The following is a 15,304-nucleotide window of genomic DNA, read 5'->3' as shown; positions in this document are numbered from 1 at the left end:
AAGAGTTCTGTGAATGCACACGAGGCCGTCATGACACCTGAGATGTCCGAAAAGACCCTGCTGCGCAGTCGACTTCTGGCCGCCCGCGCGGCGCTGGACGCCGAATCCCTGGCACACACGGCCGCATCCCTCGCCCGCCACGGACTGGAACTCCCCGAACTGGCCGAGGCGTCCACCGTCGCCGCTTATGTGTCCGTGGGCCGCGAGCCGGGCACGCGCGCGTTGCTCGACGCGCTCCACGCGCGCGGGGTGCGGGTCCTGCTGCCCGTCCTGCTCCCCGACAACGACCTGGACTGGGCCGTGTACGAGGGTCCCGAGGGGCTCGCGAAGGCCGGGCGCGGGCTTCTCGAACCCGTCGGGCCCCGGCTCGGCCCCGACGCCGTGTGCTCCGCCGAGGCCGTGCTGCTGCCGGGCCTGGCGGTCGACGGGCGCGGGATGCGGCTCGGGCGGGGCGGCGGCTCGTACGACCGGGTGCTCGCCCGGCTCGCACGCGCGCGCGTGGACCCCGCCCTGGTGGTGCTCCTCTACGCGGACGAGGTGGTCGCGCGGGTCCCGGAGGAACCGCACGACCACCCCGTGCACGCGGTGGTGACCCCGGACGGGGTCGTCCGCTTCTCGGCGGGTGCTACGGCTTGAGGACCAGCGTGTCCTTCGTCGCCGCGTCGACCGCCGCCTTGCCGTAGGGCCAGTCGTAGAGCTCGCCCTTCGCCCAGGCGTCCGTCTGGTCGGTGTAGTGCGAGTGGAAGGCGTGGCCGGAGGCTCCGGTCAGGTTGATCCACCGGGACTTGTCCCAGTCGCCGACGTTGACCACCATCCGCATCGACGGCACCCAGATCACCTCGTAGCCGCCGGCCGCGTTCCAGCCGGTGGCGTCGACGGCCGCCTCGCCGCCGCCCAGGTTCCACGGGCCGCGGTTGAGGAGCTGCTGCACGACGCCGGGCCCCGCGGTGCCGAGGGTCTGGTTCTTCAGGGTCAGCTGGTGGAGCCGGCCCCAGCTCCAGGTGGAGACGTCCTTGCCGAGCTTGGCCGTCAGCTCCCAGCGCGCGTCCTTCATGGCGCGGGCGAGCAGCTGGTCACGGGTCTCGGTGGGCGAGTCCAGGCGGTTGCCGGGGGTCGTCCACCACTCGCTCTTCTCCTGCTTGAGGAGCGGGCGGACCACCTCGTACCAGCGGTCGCCGCCGTCCGGCTGCGCCGATTCGGGGTCGCGCTCGCCGCACTCGCGGACGAGCTTGTTCTGCTCGTCGACCGGGCCGGTGGCGTCGACCGGGCGGACGTTGATGCAGTCGCCCTCGACGCGCAGCTCCTTGGGCAGCTTGTTGCCGAAGGACAGCTTGAGGACGTTGCGCCAGACCGCGTTGAAGTAGGCGGCGGCGGCCGAGTCGGGTTCCTGGGTGTAGTCCCAGCCCTCAAGCAGCTTCTGCGCCTCGCGGACGTGGGGGTCGGAGATGTCGATCTTGAGCAGGAGCGGGTTGAGGAGGGTCGCGATCTCGCTGCGGTTGTCCGTCTGCATGGTCCGCATGTCGTCCGGCGAGATCTTTCCGCCGTCCTTGATCTTCGACTCGATGAGGTCGTTGATCCGCTGGCTGCGCGAGCCGTAGCCCCAGTCCTTGGTGAGCAGGTCGGGGTAGCCCTTGGGATTGATCACGGCCTGGTTGGCGGTGACGACGTAGCCGCGCTTCGGGTTGAACTCGTAGGGCAGCTGCTCGAAGGGGATGTAGCCCTTCCACTTGTACGTGGAGTCCCAGCCGGGGGCGGGCAGGGTGCCGTCGCCCTTGGAGCGCTGCGGGATCTTGCCCGGGGACTGGTAGCCGATGTTGCCCTCGGTGTCGGCGTAGACCAGGTTCTGGGAGGGGACCTCGAAGTTCTTCGCTGCCGCCTGGAAGGTGGTGAAGTCCTTGGCGCGGTCGAGGGCGAAGACCGCGTCCATCGACTTGCCGGGCTGGAGGGCGGTCCACTGGAGGGAGACGCCGTAGCCGGTGCCGCGGTCGGGGGCGGCGTTGCCGACGGGGGCCTTCTGGCCGACCTTCTCGAGCTCGGAGGCGCGGTCGGAGACGAGCGGGCCGCGGTCGGTGAAGCGGACGGTGATCTTTCGGTCCTTGCCGCCGGCGACCTTGATGATCTCGTCGCGGACCGTGAAGGGCTTGACCTTGCCGTCGACGAGGTAGCCGTCGGGGCCGATCTTCTCCAGGTAGAGGTCGGTGACGTCGGCGCCGAGGTTGGTGAATCCCCAGGCGATCTTGTCGTTGTGTCCGATGATCACACCGGGCATGCCGGAGAAGGTGTAGCCGGAGACGTCGTAACGGCAGGTCGCCGAGACCGAGCGGCAGTGCAGGCCCATCTGGTACCAGAGGGACGGCAGCTGGGGCGCGAGGTGCGGGTCGTTGGCGAGGAGCGGCTTGCCGGAGGTCGTGTACCGCCCGGAGACGACCCAGGAGTTCGAGCCGATGCCGTTGCCGTTGGGGCCGAGGAGGGCGGGGACGCCGTCGAGGACCTCGGAGAGCGCGCCGAGCTGGGCCTGGGCACCGGAGTCGCCGGAGGAACCCGAGACGTCGGAGGAGCTGGAGCCGGGGACGCTGCCCGGGGTCTCGCCGGTCGTCAGGTCGTCGTCCTCGCCCTTCTTGCCCTTCGGGTCGAACTTGCCGCTGTCCTCGTCGACCGCGCCCTGCGAGACGATCGGCTGGTGGAGCGCGTACGGGTACTCCGGGTACAGCTGCTTGATCTGGCTCGCGCTCAGCCGGCTCGTCATCAGCGAGCGGTCGATCTCGTCCTGCATGTTGCCGCGCAGGTCCCAGGCCATCGCCTTGAGCCAGGCCACCGAGTCGACCGGCGTCCACGGCTCGATCGCGTAGTCGTTGGTGAGGGCCAGGGCCGCGTACTCGACGGAGACGTCGGCCGGGTCCCGGTCCTTCAGATAGGCGTTGACACCCTCCGAGTACGCCTGGAGGTACTTCTTCGTCTCCGGCGTCAGGACCTTGTCGTACTCCTGCTGCGCGACCCGGCGCCAGCCGAGCGTCCGCAGGAAGGAGTCGGTCTCGACCTGGCCCTCGCCGAACATCTCGGAGAGGCGGCCCGCGGTCACGTGCCGCCGGACGTCCATCTCGTAGAAGCGGTCCTGCGCCTGGACGTAGCCCTGGGCGCGGAAGAGGTCCGTCTCGGTGTCCGCGTAGATCTGCGGGACGCCGTTCGCGTCGCGCTTGACCTCGACCTCGCCGGACAGCCTGTCGAGCCGGATCTCGCCCGTGGTCTGCGGGAACGAGGCCCGGACGGTGCTCACACCCCAGTACCCGCCGGCCCCGACGCCCGCGACCAGGGCGAGGACCAGGACGAGGAGGATCAGGCGGGCGCGCCGCCCTTTCTTCTTGGCGGGGGGCGCGGTCGTGTTGGAGGGCATCGCTGTCCTTCGAGGGGCAGGGTGGTCCTGGAGTACGGGAGCAACCTTAGGCGCAGCGTCCGGACGGCCCGGACGCGGTGTCAGGAAGAGAACCGTACTGATGAACGAGGAGGCGCAAAGAGGGCGTCAAGAAAACGTTAAAGATTAGGTAAGGTAACGAAGTGTCGGCCGCTGGAGGAACGATCCAGCTGCTTGTGAGGGCCGCTGGAAGAACGATCCAGCTGCACGCGGGGAAGGAACGGCCACTGACTGTCCACGAGCTCAACGAACTCCTGCTCATCAGCTCCCTCGTGCTGCTGATCGCGGTCGCGGCCGTCCGGATCTCCTCCCGCAGCGGGCTCCCCAGCCTGCTGCTCTACCTCGGCATCGGCATCGCCATCGGCCAGGACGGCATCGGCAACGTCGCCTTCGACAACGCCGAACTGACGCAGGTCATCGGCTACGCCGCCCTCGTCGTGATCCTCGCCGAGGGTGGCCTCGGCACGAAGTGGAAGGAGATCAGGCCGGCGCTGCCCGCCGCGGTCGTCCTCTCCACCGTCGGCGTCGCGGTGAGCGTGGGTATCACGGCCGCCGCCGCCCACTACCTGGTCGGCCTCGAATGGCGGCAGGCCCTGATCATCGGTGCCGTCGTCTCCTCCACCGACGCCGCCGCCGTCTTCTCCGTACTCCGCAAGGTGCCCCTGCCCGCACGGGTCACCGGCGTCCTGGAGGCCGAGTCCGGCTTCAACGACGCCCCCGTCGTCATCCTCGTGATCGCCTTCTCCACCGCGGGACCGGTCGACGAGTGGTACGTCCTCGTCGGCACGATCGCCCTCGAACTCGCCATCGGCGCCGCCATCGGCCTCGCCGTCGGCTTCCTCGGCGCCTACGGGCTCCGGCACGTCGCCCTGCCCGCCTCCGGCCTCTACCCGATCGCCGTGATGGCCATCGCCGTCGTCGCGTACGCCGCCGGCGCCATGGCCCACGGCTCCGGCTTCCTCGCCGTCTACCTCGCCTCGATGGTCCTCGGCAACGCCAAGCTGCCCCACGCGCCCGCGAACCGCGGCTTCGCCGAGGGCCTCGGCTGGATCGCCCAGATCGGCATGTTCGTCCTGCTCGGCCTGCTCGTCACTCCGACCGAGCTCGTCCACGACTTCTGGCCCGCCGTCGTCATCGGCCTGGTCCTGACCGTGGTCGCACGGCCCATGGAGGTCCTGGTCAGCCTGATGCCGTTCCGCATCCCCTGGCAGGAACAGGCCCTCATGTCCTGGGCCGGCCTGCGCGGAGCCGTCCCCATCATCCTCGCCACCATCCCCATGGTGACGGAGGTCGAGGGCAGCGAGCGGATCTTCAACATCGTCTTCGTCCTCGTCGTCGTCTACACCCTCGTCCAGGGGCCGACCCTGCCCTGGCTCGCGAAGGCCCTGAAGCTCGGCGACTCCGCGGGCGCCTCCGACCTCGGCGTCGAGTCCGCCCCCCTGGAGCGGCTCCGCGGCCACCTGCTCTCCGTGGCCATCCCGGCAGAGTCCCGGATGCACGGCGTCGAGGTCGCCGAACTGCGGCTCCCGGCCGGAGCGGCCGTCACCCTCGTCGTACGGGAGGACAAGAGCTTCGTGCCGGGGCCCGCGACCGTCCTGCGGCGCGGCGACGAGCTCCTCGTCGTCGCCACCGACCCGGTGCGGGACGCCACCGAACGGCGTCTGCGCGCGGTCGGCCAGGGCGGCAAGCTCGCCGGCTGGCTGGGAACGGGGGGCGCTACGGCGGCCTCCGCACCCTCGGGCACCGAGCTGCGTTTCCATCGCCACGGCGAGCAACACAAGCGAACACCCGGTTAATCCGAGGCGCTATTTCGGGGGCGGGAGCGTTTTCCCAGGCAGGAAGACGCTCTTCCCTGTACCATGAAGGCACACCTGATCGAACCAACTCTGCCTGACGCAGAGCTGGCGCGACCGTATGGCGGCCGTGGCGCCCCTCCGCAGTGGGGCCGGCCCGGTATCTACCGCAGTGACGCGCATGAGGACAGCTCTCGGCGACACCCGCACCACCGTGCAGGGGCGCGCTACCAGGCGGCAGAAAGGCCAGGACCGTGGTGTCCACGGTCATCTCGGACAAGCGACCCGGCTACGGCCAGTTGCTGCGCACACCCGGTGCGCTGTCCTTCCTTCTCCCCGGCTTCGCCGCCCGGCAGCCCTTCGCGATGCTGACCATCGGCATCGTCCTGCTCGTCCAGCACACCACCGGCTCCTTCGGCAGCGCCGGCGCCGTCGCCGCCGTCACCGGCGTGTCCATGGCGCTGTTCGCGCCGCAGAGCGGCAAGCTCGCCGACCGCTTCGGCCAGCGCGCCGTCCTGCTCCCCGGTGTCCTCATCCACACCGCGGCCGTCTCCCTGCTCGTGGTGCTCGCGCTGACCGGCGCCCCGCTCTGGGCGCTGTTCCTGGCCGCCGTGCCCGCCGGCGCCTCCGTGCCGCAGGTCGGTCCGATGGTCAGGGCCCGCTGGGCCGCGAAGCTCGACGGCACCCCGCTGATGCCGACGGCCGCGGCCTTCGAGTCCGTCACGGACGAGTTCACCTTCGTCGTCGGACCCGTCCTCGCCACCGCCCTGTGCACCGGCGTCCACCCGGCCGCCGGCCTGATCGCCGAGGCCGCCCTCACCCTCGTCGGCGGACTCTTCTTCGCCGCCCAGCGCGCCACCCAGCCCGCCTTCGGCCTCGCCGCCGCCGCGTCGGCCGAGCCCCACCGCTCGGCCCTCTCGATCCCCGGCGTCCGCGTCCTGATCGTCGCCTTCCTCGGCATCGGCTCCGTCTTCGGCGGCATGCAGGTCTCCCTCACCGCCTTCACAGAGGAGATCGGCAACCCCGGCGCCAACGGCCTCCTGTACGGGATCTTCGCCGCCGGCAACATGGTCGCGGGCATCGCCATGGGCACCGTCGCCTGGAAGATCGGGCCCCGCCGCCGCCTGATCCTCGGATACGTCGGCCTCACCGCCGCCGCGTCCCTGCTGTGGACCGCGCACTCGGTGCTGCTCCTCGGCGCCCTGGGCCTGGTCGTGGGCCTGTGCATCGCCCCCGCCCTGATCACCGGCTACACCATCGTCGAGACCCTGATCCCGGCGTCCGCCCGTACCGAGGCCTTCACCTGGCTCACCGGCGCCGTCGCGCTCGGGCAGGCCGCGGCCGTCACGGTCGCCGGCCGCCTCGCCGACGGCCACGGCGCCAGCACCGGATTCCTGGTGCCGATGGCGGGCACCGCGCTCGCCCTGGCCACGCTCCTCGCCCTGCGCTCGCGGCTCAAGCCGCGCGAGACGAGCCGGGTCGCGGCACGTGGTATCGGTCACCGCGTGCCGGTGGCGGTGGACTGATCCCGCGGAATACGTCACTATGGATCGTCGTTAGCACTCGATGAGTGTGAGTGCCAGGAGGAAGACAAGTGCCGACCTACCAGTACCAGTGCACCGAGTGCGGCGAGGGCCTCGAGGCGGTGCAGAAGTTCACCGATGACGCGTTGACCGAGTGCCCCCAGTGCAAGGGCCGCCTGAAGAAGGTGTTCTCGGCCGTCGGCATCGTCTTCAAGGGTTCCGGCTTCTACCGGAACGACAGCCGCGGCTCCTCGTCCAGCAGCTCGCCGGCGTCGAAGCCCACGACCCCGTCGTCCACGACGTCCTCGTCGTCGGACGCGAAGCCGGCCGCGTCGACCGCGTCGTCGTCCGCTTCCTCCTCCTCGGCGTCCTCGTCGAGCACCGGAAGCTCGGCCGCCTGACCCAGCTGTTTTCCCGTGTTTTCCCGAGGGCCCCGTCGCGTGCGACGGGGCCCTCGGCGTTCCCGGACACGGCTGTACGCCGCCGGGGGCTGTGCCGTGTTGCCGTAAACCCTCCTGAGGGGTGAGGGAGTTGTCCACAGGTGTGGGGGTGTCCCCAGGTCGGAGCGGGGATGCGGCGCGGCCGGGACAGTGGGAGCGCAAGCCACTCCCGACCAGGACGGCGGTACTCCGCGATGACTCCCTTCCTCACCTCCGTTCCGGCGCCGTGCGCGGTGCCGGCTTTCGAGCCCCTTCGGGTGCGGGGCGCCCGGTGCCGGCTGCGCAGGGCGCTGCGGCGGGGGCGATGGGCGTCGGCGGTGCTCCTGGCGCTCGCGGCGGTCGCGCTCGTCGTCGCGAGCGGCGCGCCGGAAGCTCCCCCGCCCGGGGTCGGGAGGGCGCCGGTCTCCACCGTCGCCGCTCGCGCGCGGCCGCCCGCCGCCGTGCCGCTGGTGTCCGCTCCGGTACGCATCGCCGACGCCGCGACCGTACGGCTGCTGCGCCCGGGTGACCGGGTCGACGTGATCGCCGCGCCCAACTCGCCGCTGGGCGCGGCGGGTGAGGCGCGGGTGGTGGCGAGGGGTGCCCGAGTGGCCGAAGTCCCCCAGCCGGGCGAGACTCGTTCGGACGGAGGGGGGCTCGTCGTCCTGTCCGTGCCGCGGTCGACGGCGGCGGAACTCGCGGGCGCCGGGGTCACCTCCCGGCTGGCGGTGACGGTGTGCTGATTCGCACTGACACCCTGTCACTTCACCGTCCCGTGTGTACGGATTGGACTGCCCTGGGCCCTTCGCGGCCTAATGGCACGGCACACAGCGACATGAGCGACGAAAGGCACCTTGGTGACCGAGAACAAGGACAGTTTGCTGGGCGGCTTCAAGGCCTTCCTGATGCGTGGCAACGTGATCGACCTGGCTGTGGCCGTCGTCATCGGTGCCGCGTTCACCAACATCGTGAACTCGGTGGTCAAGGGCATCATCAACCCGTTCGTCGGCGCCTTCGGCACGAAGAACCTGGAGAGCTACGCCTCCTGCCTGCAGGACCCGTGCCGGGTGGTCGACGGGGAGATGCAGGGCATCCAGATCCAGTGGGGTCTGGTCCTCAGCGCGGTCCTGAGCTTCCTCATCACCGCGGCCGTCGTCTACTTCCTGATGGTCCTGCCGATGGCGAAGATCCTCGCGAAGCGCGCCGCGCACGACCAGGCGAAGGAGGGCGTCGCGGAGACCATGGAGATCAGCGAGCTGGAGGTCCTCAAGGAGATCCGCGACCACCTGGTCGCCCAGCGCGGCCCGTCCTCGGGTACGGGGACGGGAGCGGGTACGGGGTCCGGCTCGGGCGCCGGTGGTGGTTCGGGGGCGCACCCCACCTCCTGACCGGCGGCGAAGGCCGGAATCAGAGGTGGTGCGGCGGCTTCTCGTCGAGGAAGCGCGCGAGGTCGGCGGTACTGTCGCCGCCGACGGGAGGCCGCTCGCCCCACCCACGGTCCGTGTCGTCCGCGGACTGCTGGTCCAACGGATCGTCGAAGACGAGTACCGGCTTCGTCTCGTTCGTGGGATGCGGGCCGGACCGCTTCGCGTCTCGCGGTCCGTGGGCGGGGGCGGTGCTCATACCTTCAGGGTACGCCCGCCTGCCCGCCCCGTACCGTCCAGCTCACCGGTCCTTCGGGTCCACCAGCCAGAGGCCGAGCACCACGAGGAACGACAGGACGAGGAAGCCCGCACCCCACCAGGCGGTGCCGGTGTCGCCGGACATCCACTCGTCCACCACGACCGTCAGTCCCCAGAGCTGGCCGATGACGACGGTGAGCGCGAGCGTCAGACGGGCCGACAGCTTCGAGGAGCGCTCAGGTTCCTGTTCCGTGCCGGCCCCGGGTCCCGGCCCGGTGTGTCGGATGCGGGGGTCGCCGTATCCGCTGGTGGGACGGATCTGCGGATACCGCTCGTGCACGGGCCGGTTCAGGCGGGGCTTGCCGCTGCCGGGGGTGTACGCGGGGGGCCGCGGGGCCTCCGGGTCCTGGGGGAACGGCGTCTCCGTCATGTGCGCTCACTCCTCTCCGGCGGCTTCCCCGCCGGGGCGCCGCCGCCGAAGCCGGGGCAGCCCGGACGGTCCTCACCGTTCTGGCGGCAGAAGCCTTCGACGGCGCTCTCGCCCGAGCGGGCGGTGCCGACGGCCCAGACGCTGCCGTCGACCTGCTCGACCAGCAGCACCTTCGGCAGGCCTCTGGGCGGCGGGCCGGCGGTGACCTCTCCCGTACGGGCGTCGAAGACGCCCTCGTGGCAGGGGCAGTACAGCTCGCCCTCGCTGCCCCGTTCCCTGCGCCACAGCACGGCGCAGGCGAGGTGGGTGCAGACGGCGGAGTAGCCGGCGAGGGTGCCGTCCTCCATGCGGACGGCGATGGCCCGGTCCTCGTCGCCCGGGTAGCGGAAGGCGAGTGACTCCCCCGGTTCGATCCGGTCGGCGACCTTCCTGACCTCGGGCGCGCCTTCGGCGTCCCCGTGCCGGTGGAGGATGCCGGAGGCGACGGCGACACCGCCGACGGCCAGGCCGCCGGAGACGGTCGCGACGATCCGCAGGTAGTCGCGGCGGGTGGTGAGCGAGTCGGCGGCGATCCGGTCGTGGAGCGCCTCCTTGGCCGCGTCCGCGCCGGGGTCCGAGGTGGGTGGCTGGGGGTCGGTGACGCTCACCGGACATCCCTTCCGTTGATCTCGACGACGGGAAGCCCGCCGGGGACCGGCCACTGGACCTTGTCGGCGGGGACCACCATCGCCACGCCGGTGGAGACGGTGGTGCTGCCGAAGGTGAAGGAGTCGGCCACCTGGACGCCGGGGCGTTCGGCCCGGAGCTCGTCGAGGGTTCCGTAGAAGAGGGCGCCGGTGGGGCAGACGGTGGCGCACATGGGGGCGAGGCCGTAGGCGGTGCGGTCGTAGCAGAGGTTGCACTTCATCTGGAGCTTGGCCTGGAGGTCGATCTTGGGGACGCCGAAGGGGCAGGCGTTGACGCAGTTGGCGCAGCCGATGCAGCGGGTGGTGTCGGCCTGCTGCACGACGCCGTCGGCGGTCACGAGGATCGCGTCGGCGGGGCAGACCTCGGCGCAGGGGGCGACGGGGTCCTCGCAGTGCATGCAGACGGTGGGGAGGGAGGCGACGGAATGCCCCTCGTCGGGGTAGTCGAGGTGGATCATCGACTTGCCGCGGTGCGAGTCGCATTCGCGGCAGGCGGAGACACAGGCCTGGCAGCCGATGCAGCGGCCCGGGTCGATGAAGATCGTGCGGCCCATCATGTGCGGTTCAGCTCCTCTCCGCGGTGCCGCGGCCCTGGGGGGAGGTGGGGGGCAGCGGGTCGGTGCGGGAGACCTGGGTCTCCGGGTAGGCCTGGCGGCCGGGGGCGGTCGGTGGGGCGGGGACCTCGTCGATGTGCGGGGCGGCCTCGATGCGGGCGGCGCAGACCTTGTACTCCGGGATCTTGGAGCGGGGGTCGAGGGCGTCGATGGTGAGGGCGTTGGCCGCGGTGGGGACGGGCCAGTGGTAGGGGACGAAGACGGTGTCGGGGCGGATGGCCTCGGTGACGAGGGCGGGGAAGACCTCGCTGCCGCGGCGGGTGACGACGCGGACGGGGTCGCCGTTGCGGAAGCCGTGGGAGGGGTGGACCTCGACCCAGGGGCGCGGGGTCTGTTCGACGAGGGCGCCGAGGCGGCGGGTCTGGTTGCCGGAGAGGAAGTGGGCGACGGTACGGCCGGTGGTCAGCGACAGGGGGTACTCCTCGCTGTACGGGTCCATCGGCGGGTGCCATGCGACGGCCTGGAGGTGGATCTTGCCGTCCGGGTGGTAGGTGCGGCCGTTCTCGAAGAGGCGGGGGGTGCCGGGGTGCTCGGTGGTGGGGCAGGGCCAGGCGATGCCGCCGGTCTCCTCCAGGCGTTCGTAGGTGATGCCGTAGTAGTCGTTGACGGTTCCGGCGGAGGCGACCCGGAGTTCCTCGAAGACCGAGCGGGAGTCGGGGAAGGCGAACTTGTCGCCCGCGCCGAGCCGGCGGGCGAGTTCGCAGATGACCCAGGTGTCGGTGCGGACGCCGGCGGGGGGTTCCTGGGCCTTGTTGTGCTTGACGACCCGGGCCTCGGCGTTGGCCATGACGCCTTCGTCCTCGGCCCACACGGTGACGGGGAAGACCACGTGCGCGTTGGCCGCGGTCTCGGAGAGGAAGAAGTCGAACTGGGCGTGGAATTCGAGGGTGTCGTAGCCGTCCTTGACGGTGGCGTAGTTCGGCAGGGAGACGAAGGGGTTGTTGCAGATGCCGACGAGACCGCGGATCTCCTTGCGCTGCATCTGCCAGACCATCTCCATCATGGAGGTCCCGGCGGGCGGCAGTTCGGCCTCGTCGATGCCCCAGATCTCGCAGATCTGGCGGCGGTGCTCGGGGTTGGTGATGGAGCGGCCGCCGGGCAGGAGGTCGGACTTCTGGCCGTGCTCGCGGCCGCCCTGGCCGTTGCCCTGGCCGGTGATGGTGCCGTAGCCGGCGCCGGGCTTGCCGATGTTCCCGGTGGCGACGCACAGGTTGATGATGCTGAGGCAGTTCTCGACGCCCTGCGAGTGGTGCTCGACACCGCGGGCGTGCCAGGCCATGGACCGGCCGGCGCCGGCGAACATGCGCGCGACCTGGACGATCTGTTCCTCGGGGACGCCGCAGATCTCGGCGGCGCGGGAGGGCGGGTAGTCGGCGACGGTCTTCCTCACCTCCTCCCAGCCGGTGGTGTGGGCGGCGAGGTACGCCTCGTCGGTGAGGCCTTCGGCGACGACGACGTTCAGGACGGCGTTGAAGAAGGCGGAGTCGGTGCCGGGCTTGAGGGCGACGTGGACGTCGGCGGTGCGGGCGACGGCGGTCTCGCGGGGGTCGACGACGATGAGGGTGGCGCCCCGGTCGCGGGCCCCCCACAGGTACTGGGTCATGACGGGGAAGCACTCGCCGACGTTGGAGCCGGCGATGAGGAGGCAGTCGGTGAGGAGGATGTCGGAGAAGGGGTTGCCGGCGCGGTCGATGCCGAAGGCGAGCTTGTTGGCTCCGGCGGCGGAGACCATGCAGAGGCGCCCGTTGTAGTCGACGTGCCGGGTCTTGAGGGCGACCCGGGCGAACTTGCCGACGAGGTAGGTCTTCTCGGAGTAGAGGCTGGCGCCGCCGAGGAGACCGAAGGCGTCATGGCCGTACTCGCCCTGGATACGGCGGATCTCGGCGACGGTGTGGTCGAGCGCCTCGTCCCAGCCGACCTCGCGGAACTCCTCGTCGCGGTTGCGGCGCATGAGGGGCGCGGTGAGCCGGTCGGGGTGGTTGACCTGCTGGTAGGCGTTGATGCCCTTGGGGCAGAGGCGCATCCGGTTGATGTCGTGGTTGCGGGGTTCGACGCCGAAGACCTTGCCGCCTCGGTCGACCCGCAGGTACATGCCGCACTGGACGCCGCAGAAGCAGCAGTGGGTGGGGACGAGGGTCTCGCCGTTCTGGTCGGCGTGCCAGCGGTCGGCGGGGATGCCGCCGGCGTCGCGGAAGGCGCGGGTGCCGGGCGGGGCGAGGGAGGGGTCGAGCGACAGCGGCTGCCCGGTGGTGGTGGCCGCGGGGCGGGGCGCCGGGTCGGTCGCGGAGCGGGGCGCCGGGTCGGTCGCGCTCACTTGAAGCCCTTCTTGACGTGGTCGAGGTAGGCGGTGCCGCGCAGGACGCGCTTGCAGCGGGGGCAGTACTCGGTCCACTCGTCGAAGCCGAGGTCGAGGTCGCGCATGGTGCCCTTGAGGTTCTCCACGTACGGGGCGGTGTCGATGGGCTCGTGGCAGCGGCGGCAGGTGAACGCCTCCCCGTCCTTGCGGCGGGAGGTGTACTTGAAGAGCTGCATGCCGACGGCGGCGGGCCGCTGCACGATGTGGAAGAACTTCCCGAAGGGGATGTAGATGAGGGTGAAGACGACCGACACCATGTGGAGGATCGCCAGGAACTCGTAGCCCCCGCCGTGCAGGAAGATCGACGAGAAGGTGAGCAGGAGCCCGGTCACGGAGATGACGACGAGGGCGATCAGCGGCACCAGGTCGTAGGCGAAGCGCTGGCCGGTGACGGCTCCGCGGTCCTTCATGCGGCGCCGGAGGAAGTAGGCGGCGCCCGCGATGACGAGGACGGCGGCGATGTCGAGGCCGTGGAACATCAGCCAGCCGAGGATGCTGAGGGCGTCGAAGCCGATGACCTTGAGGCCCCAGATCCGCATCTCGTAGCCGGGGCCCGAGCCGGTGGCGGAGGTGAAGGTGAACCAGCCCCAGGTGAGCGGGAAGGTGATCGCGGCGGCGAGCAGACAGCCCCAGAAGACGAGCTGGTGGGCGGCCCAGCGGGCGTGGGAGCGGGCGCCGAGGAACTTCTGGAAGCCGAGGTAGGTGGCGATCATCCTGGGCAGGGCGGTGGGCGCCTTGCGGAAGTTCGCGGCGGAGAAGAAGGAGCGCCAGCCCTGCTTGAAGAGGCGGCGGGCGCCGGGGGCGGAGATCCAGACGGTGTAGCGGTAGGCGATGCCGAAGGCGAGGAAGACGGTGGCGACGGCGTAGGGCAGGAGGGCCGAGTCGAAGTCGCGGAGCAGACGGCTGCCGAGGACGATCGCGAGGACGAGGAGGGCGGAGACGACGACGCCGGCGAGGGTGGCGCGGCGGCGTACGGCGGCGGGTGTCTGCGGCGCGGGGGTGTCTGCGGCCGTGCTGCCGGATGCGGGGCCTTGGGCGGGGCGCGGTGCGGGGGTCGGCTCGACTGTCTGCGGTGGCTCGGTCACGCGGACACGGTACGACCGTATGCCCCTTTTCTCCCTGTTTTACGGGGTGACGGGGTGAAGGCGCGTCGCTCGCCCCAGGCCCCGTCGCCGCGGGCGCGGGCACGGGCTCCTCCGCGTGGCAGAGGCACGGGAGGGTCTCCGGCTCTGCTGTGCTGGGGTCATGACACAACTGTTCCTGCCGCTCACCGCACGCTCCCGCGAGGAGTCCCACCGGGCCGCCACGCCCCTGGAGCTCTTCTTCGACCTGTGTTTCGTCGTCGCCGTCGCCCAGGCGGGCGCGCAGCTCGTGCACGCCGTGGCCGAGGGGCACGCGGGCGAGGGGATCATCAACTACGCGATGATCTTCTTTGCCATCTGGTGGGCTTGGATGAACTTCACCTGGTTCGCCTCCGCTTACGACAACGACGACGTTCTCTACCGGGTCGTCACCCTCGTCCAGATCGCCGGTGTCCTCGTCCTCGCCGCCGGTGTCTCGCGGGCCTTCGAGGAGCATGACTTCCTCGTCGTCTACCTCGGCTACCTCGTCATGCGGCTCGCGCTCGCCACCCAGTGGCTGCGCGCCGCCCACCACGCCGCCGACCGCGCCGAACGGACGATGTGCCGGCGGTACGCGGGCGGGGTCGTCGCCTGCCAGGTGGGCTGGCTCGGGCTGCTCCTCGCGCCGGAGCCGGCCCGGCCCTGGGTGTTCCTCGTGATGGCGCTGGCCGAGATGGCCGTACCCGTGTACGCCGAGAAGGACGCGCCGAGCACCTGGCACCCGCACCACATCGCCGAGCGGTACGGCCTGTTCACCATCATCGTGCTCGGTGAGACCGTCGCCGCCGCGACCGTCGCCGTGAAGTCGGGCATCGTCGAGAACGACGCCCTCGGCGAGCTGCTGCCGATCGCCGCCGGCGGTCTGCTGCTGGTCTTCGCCGCCTGGTGGATCTACTTCGTCGTCCCCGCCCACGACCGGCTCACGTCGAGCCGCCAGGGCTTCCTGTGGGGCTACGGCCACTACGTGATCTTCGCGTCGGCCGCCGCCGTCGGCGCGGGCCTCGAGATCGCCGTCGAGCAGGCCGTGGGCAAGGCGCACCTCTCCACGCTCGCCGCCTCCGCGTCGGTGACGATCCCGTCGGCGGTCTTCCTGCTGTCCGTATGGCTGCTGCACGCGCGCTACTTCAAGGTCGGCATCGCGCAGCAGCTCGTCCTGCCCGTGTCGGCGGGCGCGATCCTGCTGTGCTCCTTCGCGGGCCGCTGGGCGGTCCTGGCCGCCGGCCTGGTCGCGGCGGCCACGGTCGCGGTCGGGGTGACGCTGACGGCCCGCAACCCGGCGACGAAGGCCGACGCGGGGACGAGCACCGGCTGAACCACCGCGCCCGCGGCGG

At 71.1% G+C, this 15,304-nt stretch carries 14 protein-coding genes; 7 read left to right on the top strand and 7 right to left on the bottom strand.

Going from position 1 to position 15,304, the window contains the following annotated elements; genetic code table 11:
- The first annotated feature begins 30 nt into the window (after window positions 1-30).
- The gene (locus ABT034_RS19305) at window positions 31-636 is read left to right on the top strand and encodes a 5-formyltetrahydrofolate cyclo-ligase (RefSeq protein WP_351216650.1); all 606 of its coding nucleotides are present in this window, start codon (window positions 31-33) and stop codon (window positions 634-636) included.
- Here the strand turns inward: ABT034_RS19305 and ABT034_RS19300 are convergent.
- Window positions 626-3,391: a penicillin acylase family protein gene (locus tag ABT034_RS19300; RefSeq protein ID WP_351216648.1), complete on the bottom strand. Its 2,766-nt coding sequence runs from the start codon at window positions 3,389-3,391 to the stop codon at window positions 626-628. The two genes, ABT034_RS19305 and ABT034_RS19300, sit on opposite strands and share 11 nt — an antisense overlap.
- 290 nt (window positions 3,392-3,681) lie before the next feature.
- On the opposite strand from ABT034_RS19300, the gene ABT034_RS19295 reads away from it, so the two are divergent.
- The 5 genes from ABT034_RS19295 to mscL all read left to right on the top strand — a co-directional run bounded on the left by ABT034_RS19295 (window position 3,682) and on the right by mscL (window position 8,532).
- On the top strand, window positions 3,682-5,205 hold the full coding sequence (locus tag ABT034_RS19295; RefSeq protein WP_502972985.1) for a potassium/proton antiporter: 1,524 nt from the start codon (window positions 3,682-3,684) through the stop codon (window positions 5,203-5,205).
- A 251-nt stretch (window positions 5,206-5,456) separates the two neighbouring features.
- Window positions 5,457-6,728, top strand: coding sequence for an MFS transporter (locus tag ABT034_RS19290; protein ID WP_502972982.1), 1,272 nt, complete (start codon window positions 5,457-5,459; stop codon window positions 6,726-6,728).
- 68 nt (window positions 6,729-6,796) lie between these two features.
- The gene (locus ABT034_RS19285) at window positions 6,797-7,126 is read left to right on the top strand and encodes an FmdB family zinc ribbon protein (protein ID WP_351216646.1); all 330 of its coding nucleotides are present in this window, start codon (window positions 6,797-6,799) and stop codon (window positions 7,124-7,126) included.
- Window positions 7,127-7,359: 233 nt separating this feature from the next.
- The gene (locus tag ABT034_RS19280) at window positions 7,360-7,887 is read left to right on the top strand and encodes a hypothetical protein (protein ID WP_351216644.1); all 528 of its coding nucleotides are present in this window, start codon (window positions 7,360-7,362) and stop codon (window positions 7,885-7,887) included.
- 114 nt (window positions 7,888-8,001) lie between these two features.
- Window positions 8,002-8,532: a large conductance mechanosensitive channel protein MscL gene (gene mscL / locus ABT034_RS19275; RefSeq protein ID WP_351216642.1), complete on the top strand. Its 531-nt coding sequence runs from the start codon at window positions 8,002-8,004 to the stop codon at window positions 8,530-8,532.
- A gap of 19 nt (window positions 8,533-8,551) precedes the next feature.
- Here mscL and ABT034_RS19270 read toward each other — a convergent pair whose 3' ends face one another.
- The 6 genes from ABT034_RS19270 to ABT034_RS19245 all read right to left on the bottom strand — a co-directional run bounded on the left by ABT034_RS19270 (window position 8,552) and on the right by ABT034_RS19245 (window position 13,937).
- The gene (locus ABT034_RS19270) at window positions 8,552-8,767 is read right to left on the bottom strand and encodes a hypothetical protein (RefSeq protein WP_351216640.1); all 216 of its coding nucleotides are present in this window, start codon (window positions 8,765-8,767) and stop codon (window positions 8,552-8,554) included.
- 42 nt (window positions 8,768-8,809) lie between these two features.
- Window positions 8,810-9,196: a hypothetical protein gene (locus tag ABT034_RS19265; RefSeq protein ID WP_351216638.1), complete on the bottom strand. Its 387-nt coding sequence runs from the start codon at window positions 9,194-9,196 to the stop codon at window positions 8,810-8,812.
- On the bottom strand, window positions 9,193-9,843 hold the full coding sequence (locus ABT034_RS19260; protein WP_351216636.1) for a QcrA and Rieske domain-containing protein: 651 nt from the start codon (window positions 9,841-9,843) through the stop codon (window positions 9,193-9,195). The genes ABT034_RS19265 and ABT034_RS19260 overlap by 4 nt, the downstream gene beginning before the upstream one ends.
- Complete coding sequence (locus ABT034_RS19255) at window positions 9,840-10,439, bottom strand: 4Fe-4S dicluster domain-containing protein (RefSeq protein WP_351216634.1); 600 nt, start codon at window positions 10,437-10,439, stop codon at window positions 9,840-9,842. Before ABT034_RS19255 ends, ABT034_RS19260 begins: the two co-directional genes overlap by 4 nt.
- A gap of 7 nt (window positions 10,440-10,446) precedes the next feature.
- A complete protein-coding gene (locus tag ABT034_RS19250; protein ID WP_351216692.1) occupies window positions 10,447-12,732 on the bottom strand; it encodes a molybdopterin oxidoreductase family protein in 2,286 nt (761 codons plus the stop codon).
- Between the two features lie 74 nt (window positions 12,733-12,806).
- Entirely contained in the window at window positions 12,807-13,937 is a 1,131-nt protein-coding gene (locus ABT034_RS19245) for an MFS transporter (protein ID WP_351216632.1), read from the bottom strand.
- Between the two features lie 160 nt (window positions 13,938-14,097).
- Here ABT034_RS19245 and ABT034_RS19240 point away from each other — a divergent pair, with 160 nt between their 5' ends.
- Window positions 14,098-15,285 carry a low temperature requirement protein A gene (locus ABT034_RS19240; RefSeq protein WP_351216630.1) on the top strand — a complete coding sequence of 396 codons (1,188 nt, stop codon included), beginning with the start codon at window positions 14,098-14,100 and terminating at the stop codon, window positions 15,283-15,285.
- Window positions 15,286-15,304 lie beyond the last annotated feature (19 nt).

Source organism: Streptomyces sp. NPDC002773 (assembly GCF_040295605.1).
Taxonomy (GTDB): Bacteria; Actinomycetota; Actinomycetes; order Streptomycetales; family Streptomycetaceae; genus Streptomyces.
The sequence above is the reverse complement of the archived record's forward strand: the minus strand, read 5'-3'. Positions and strand labels throughout refer to the sequence as shown.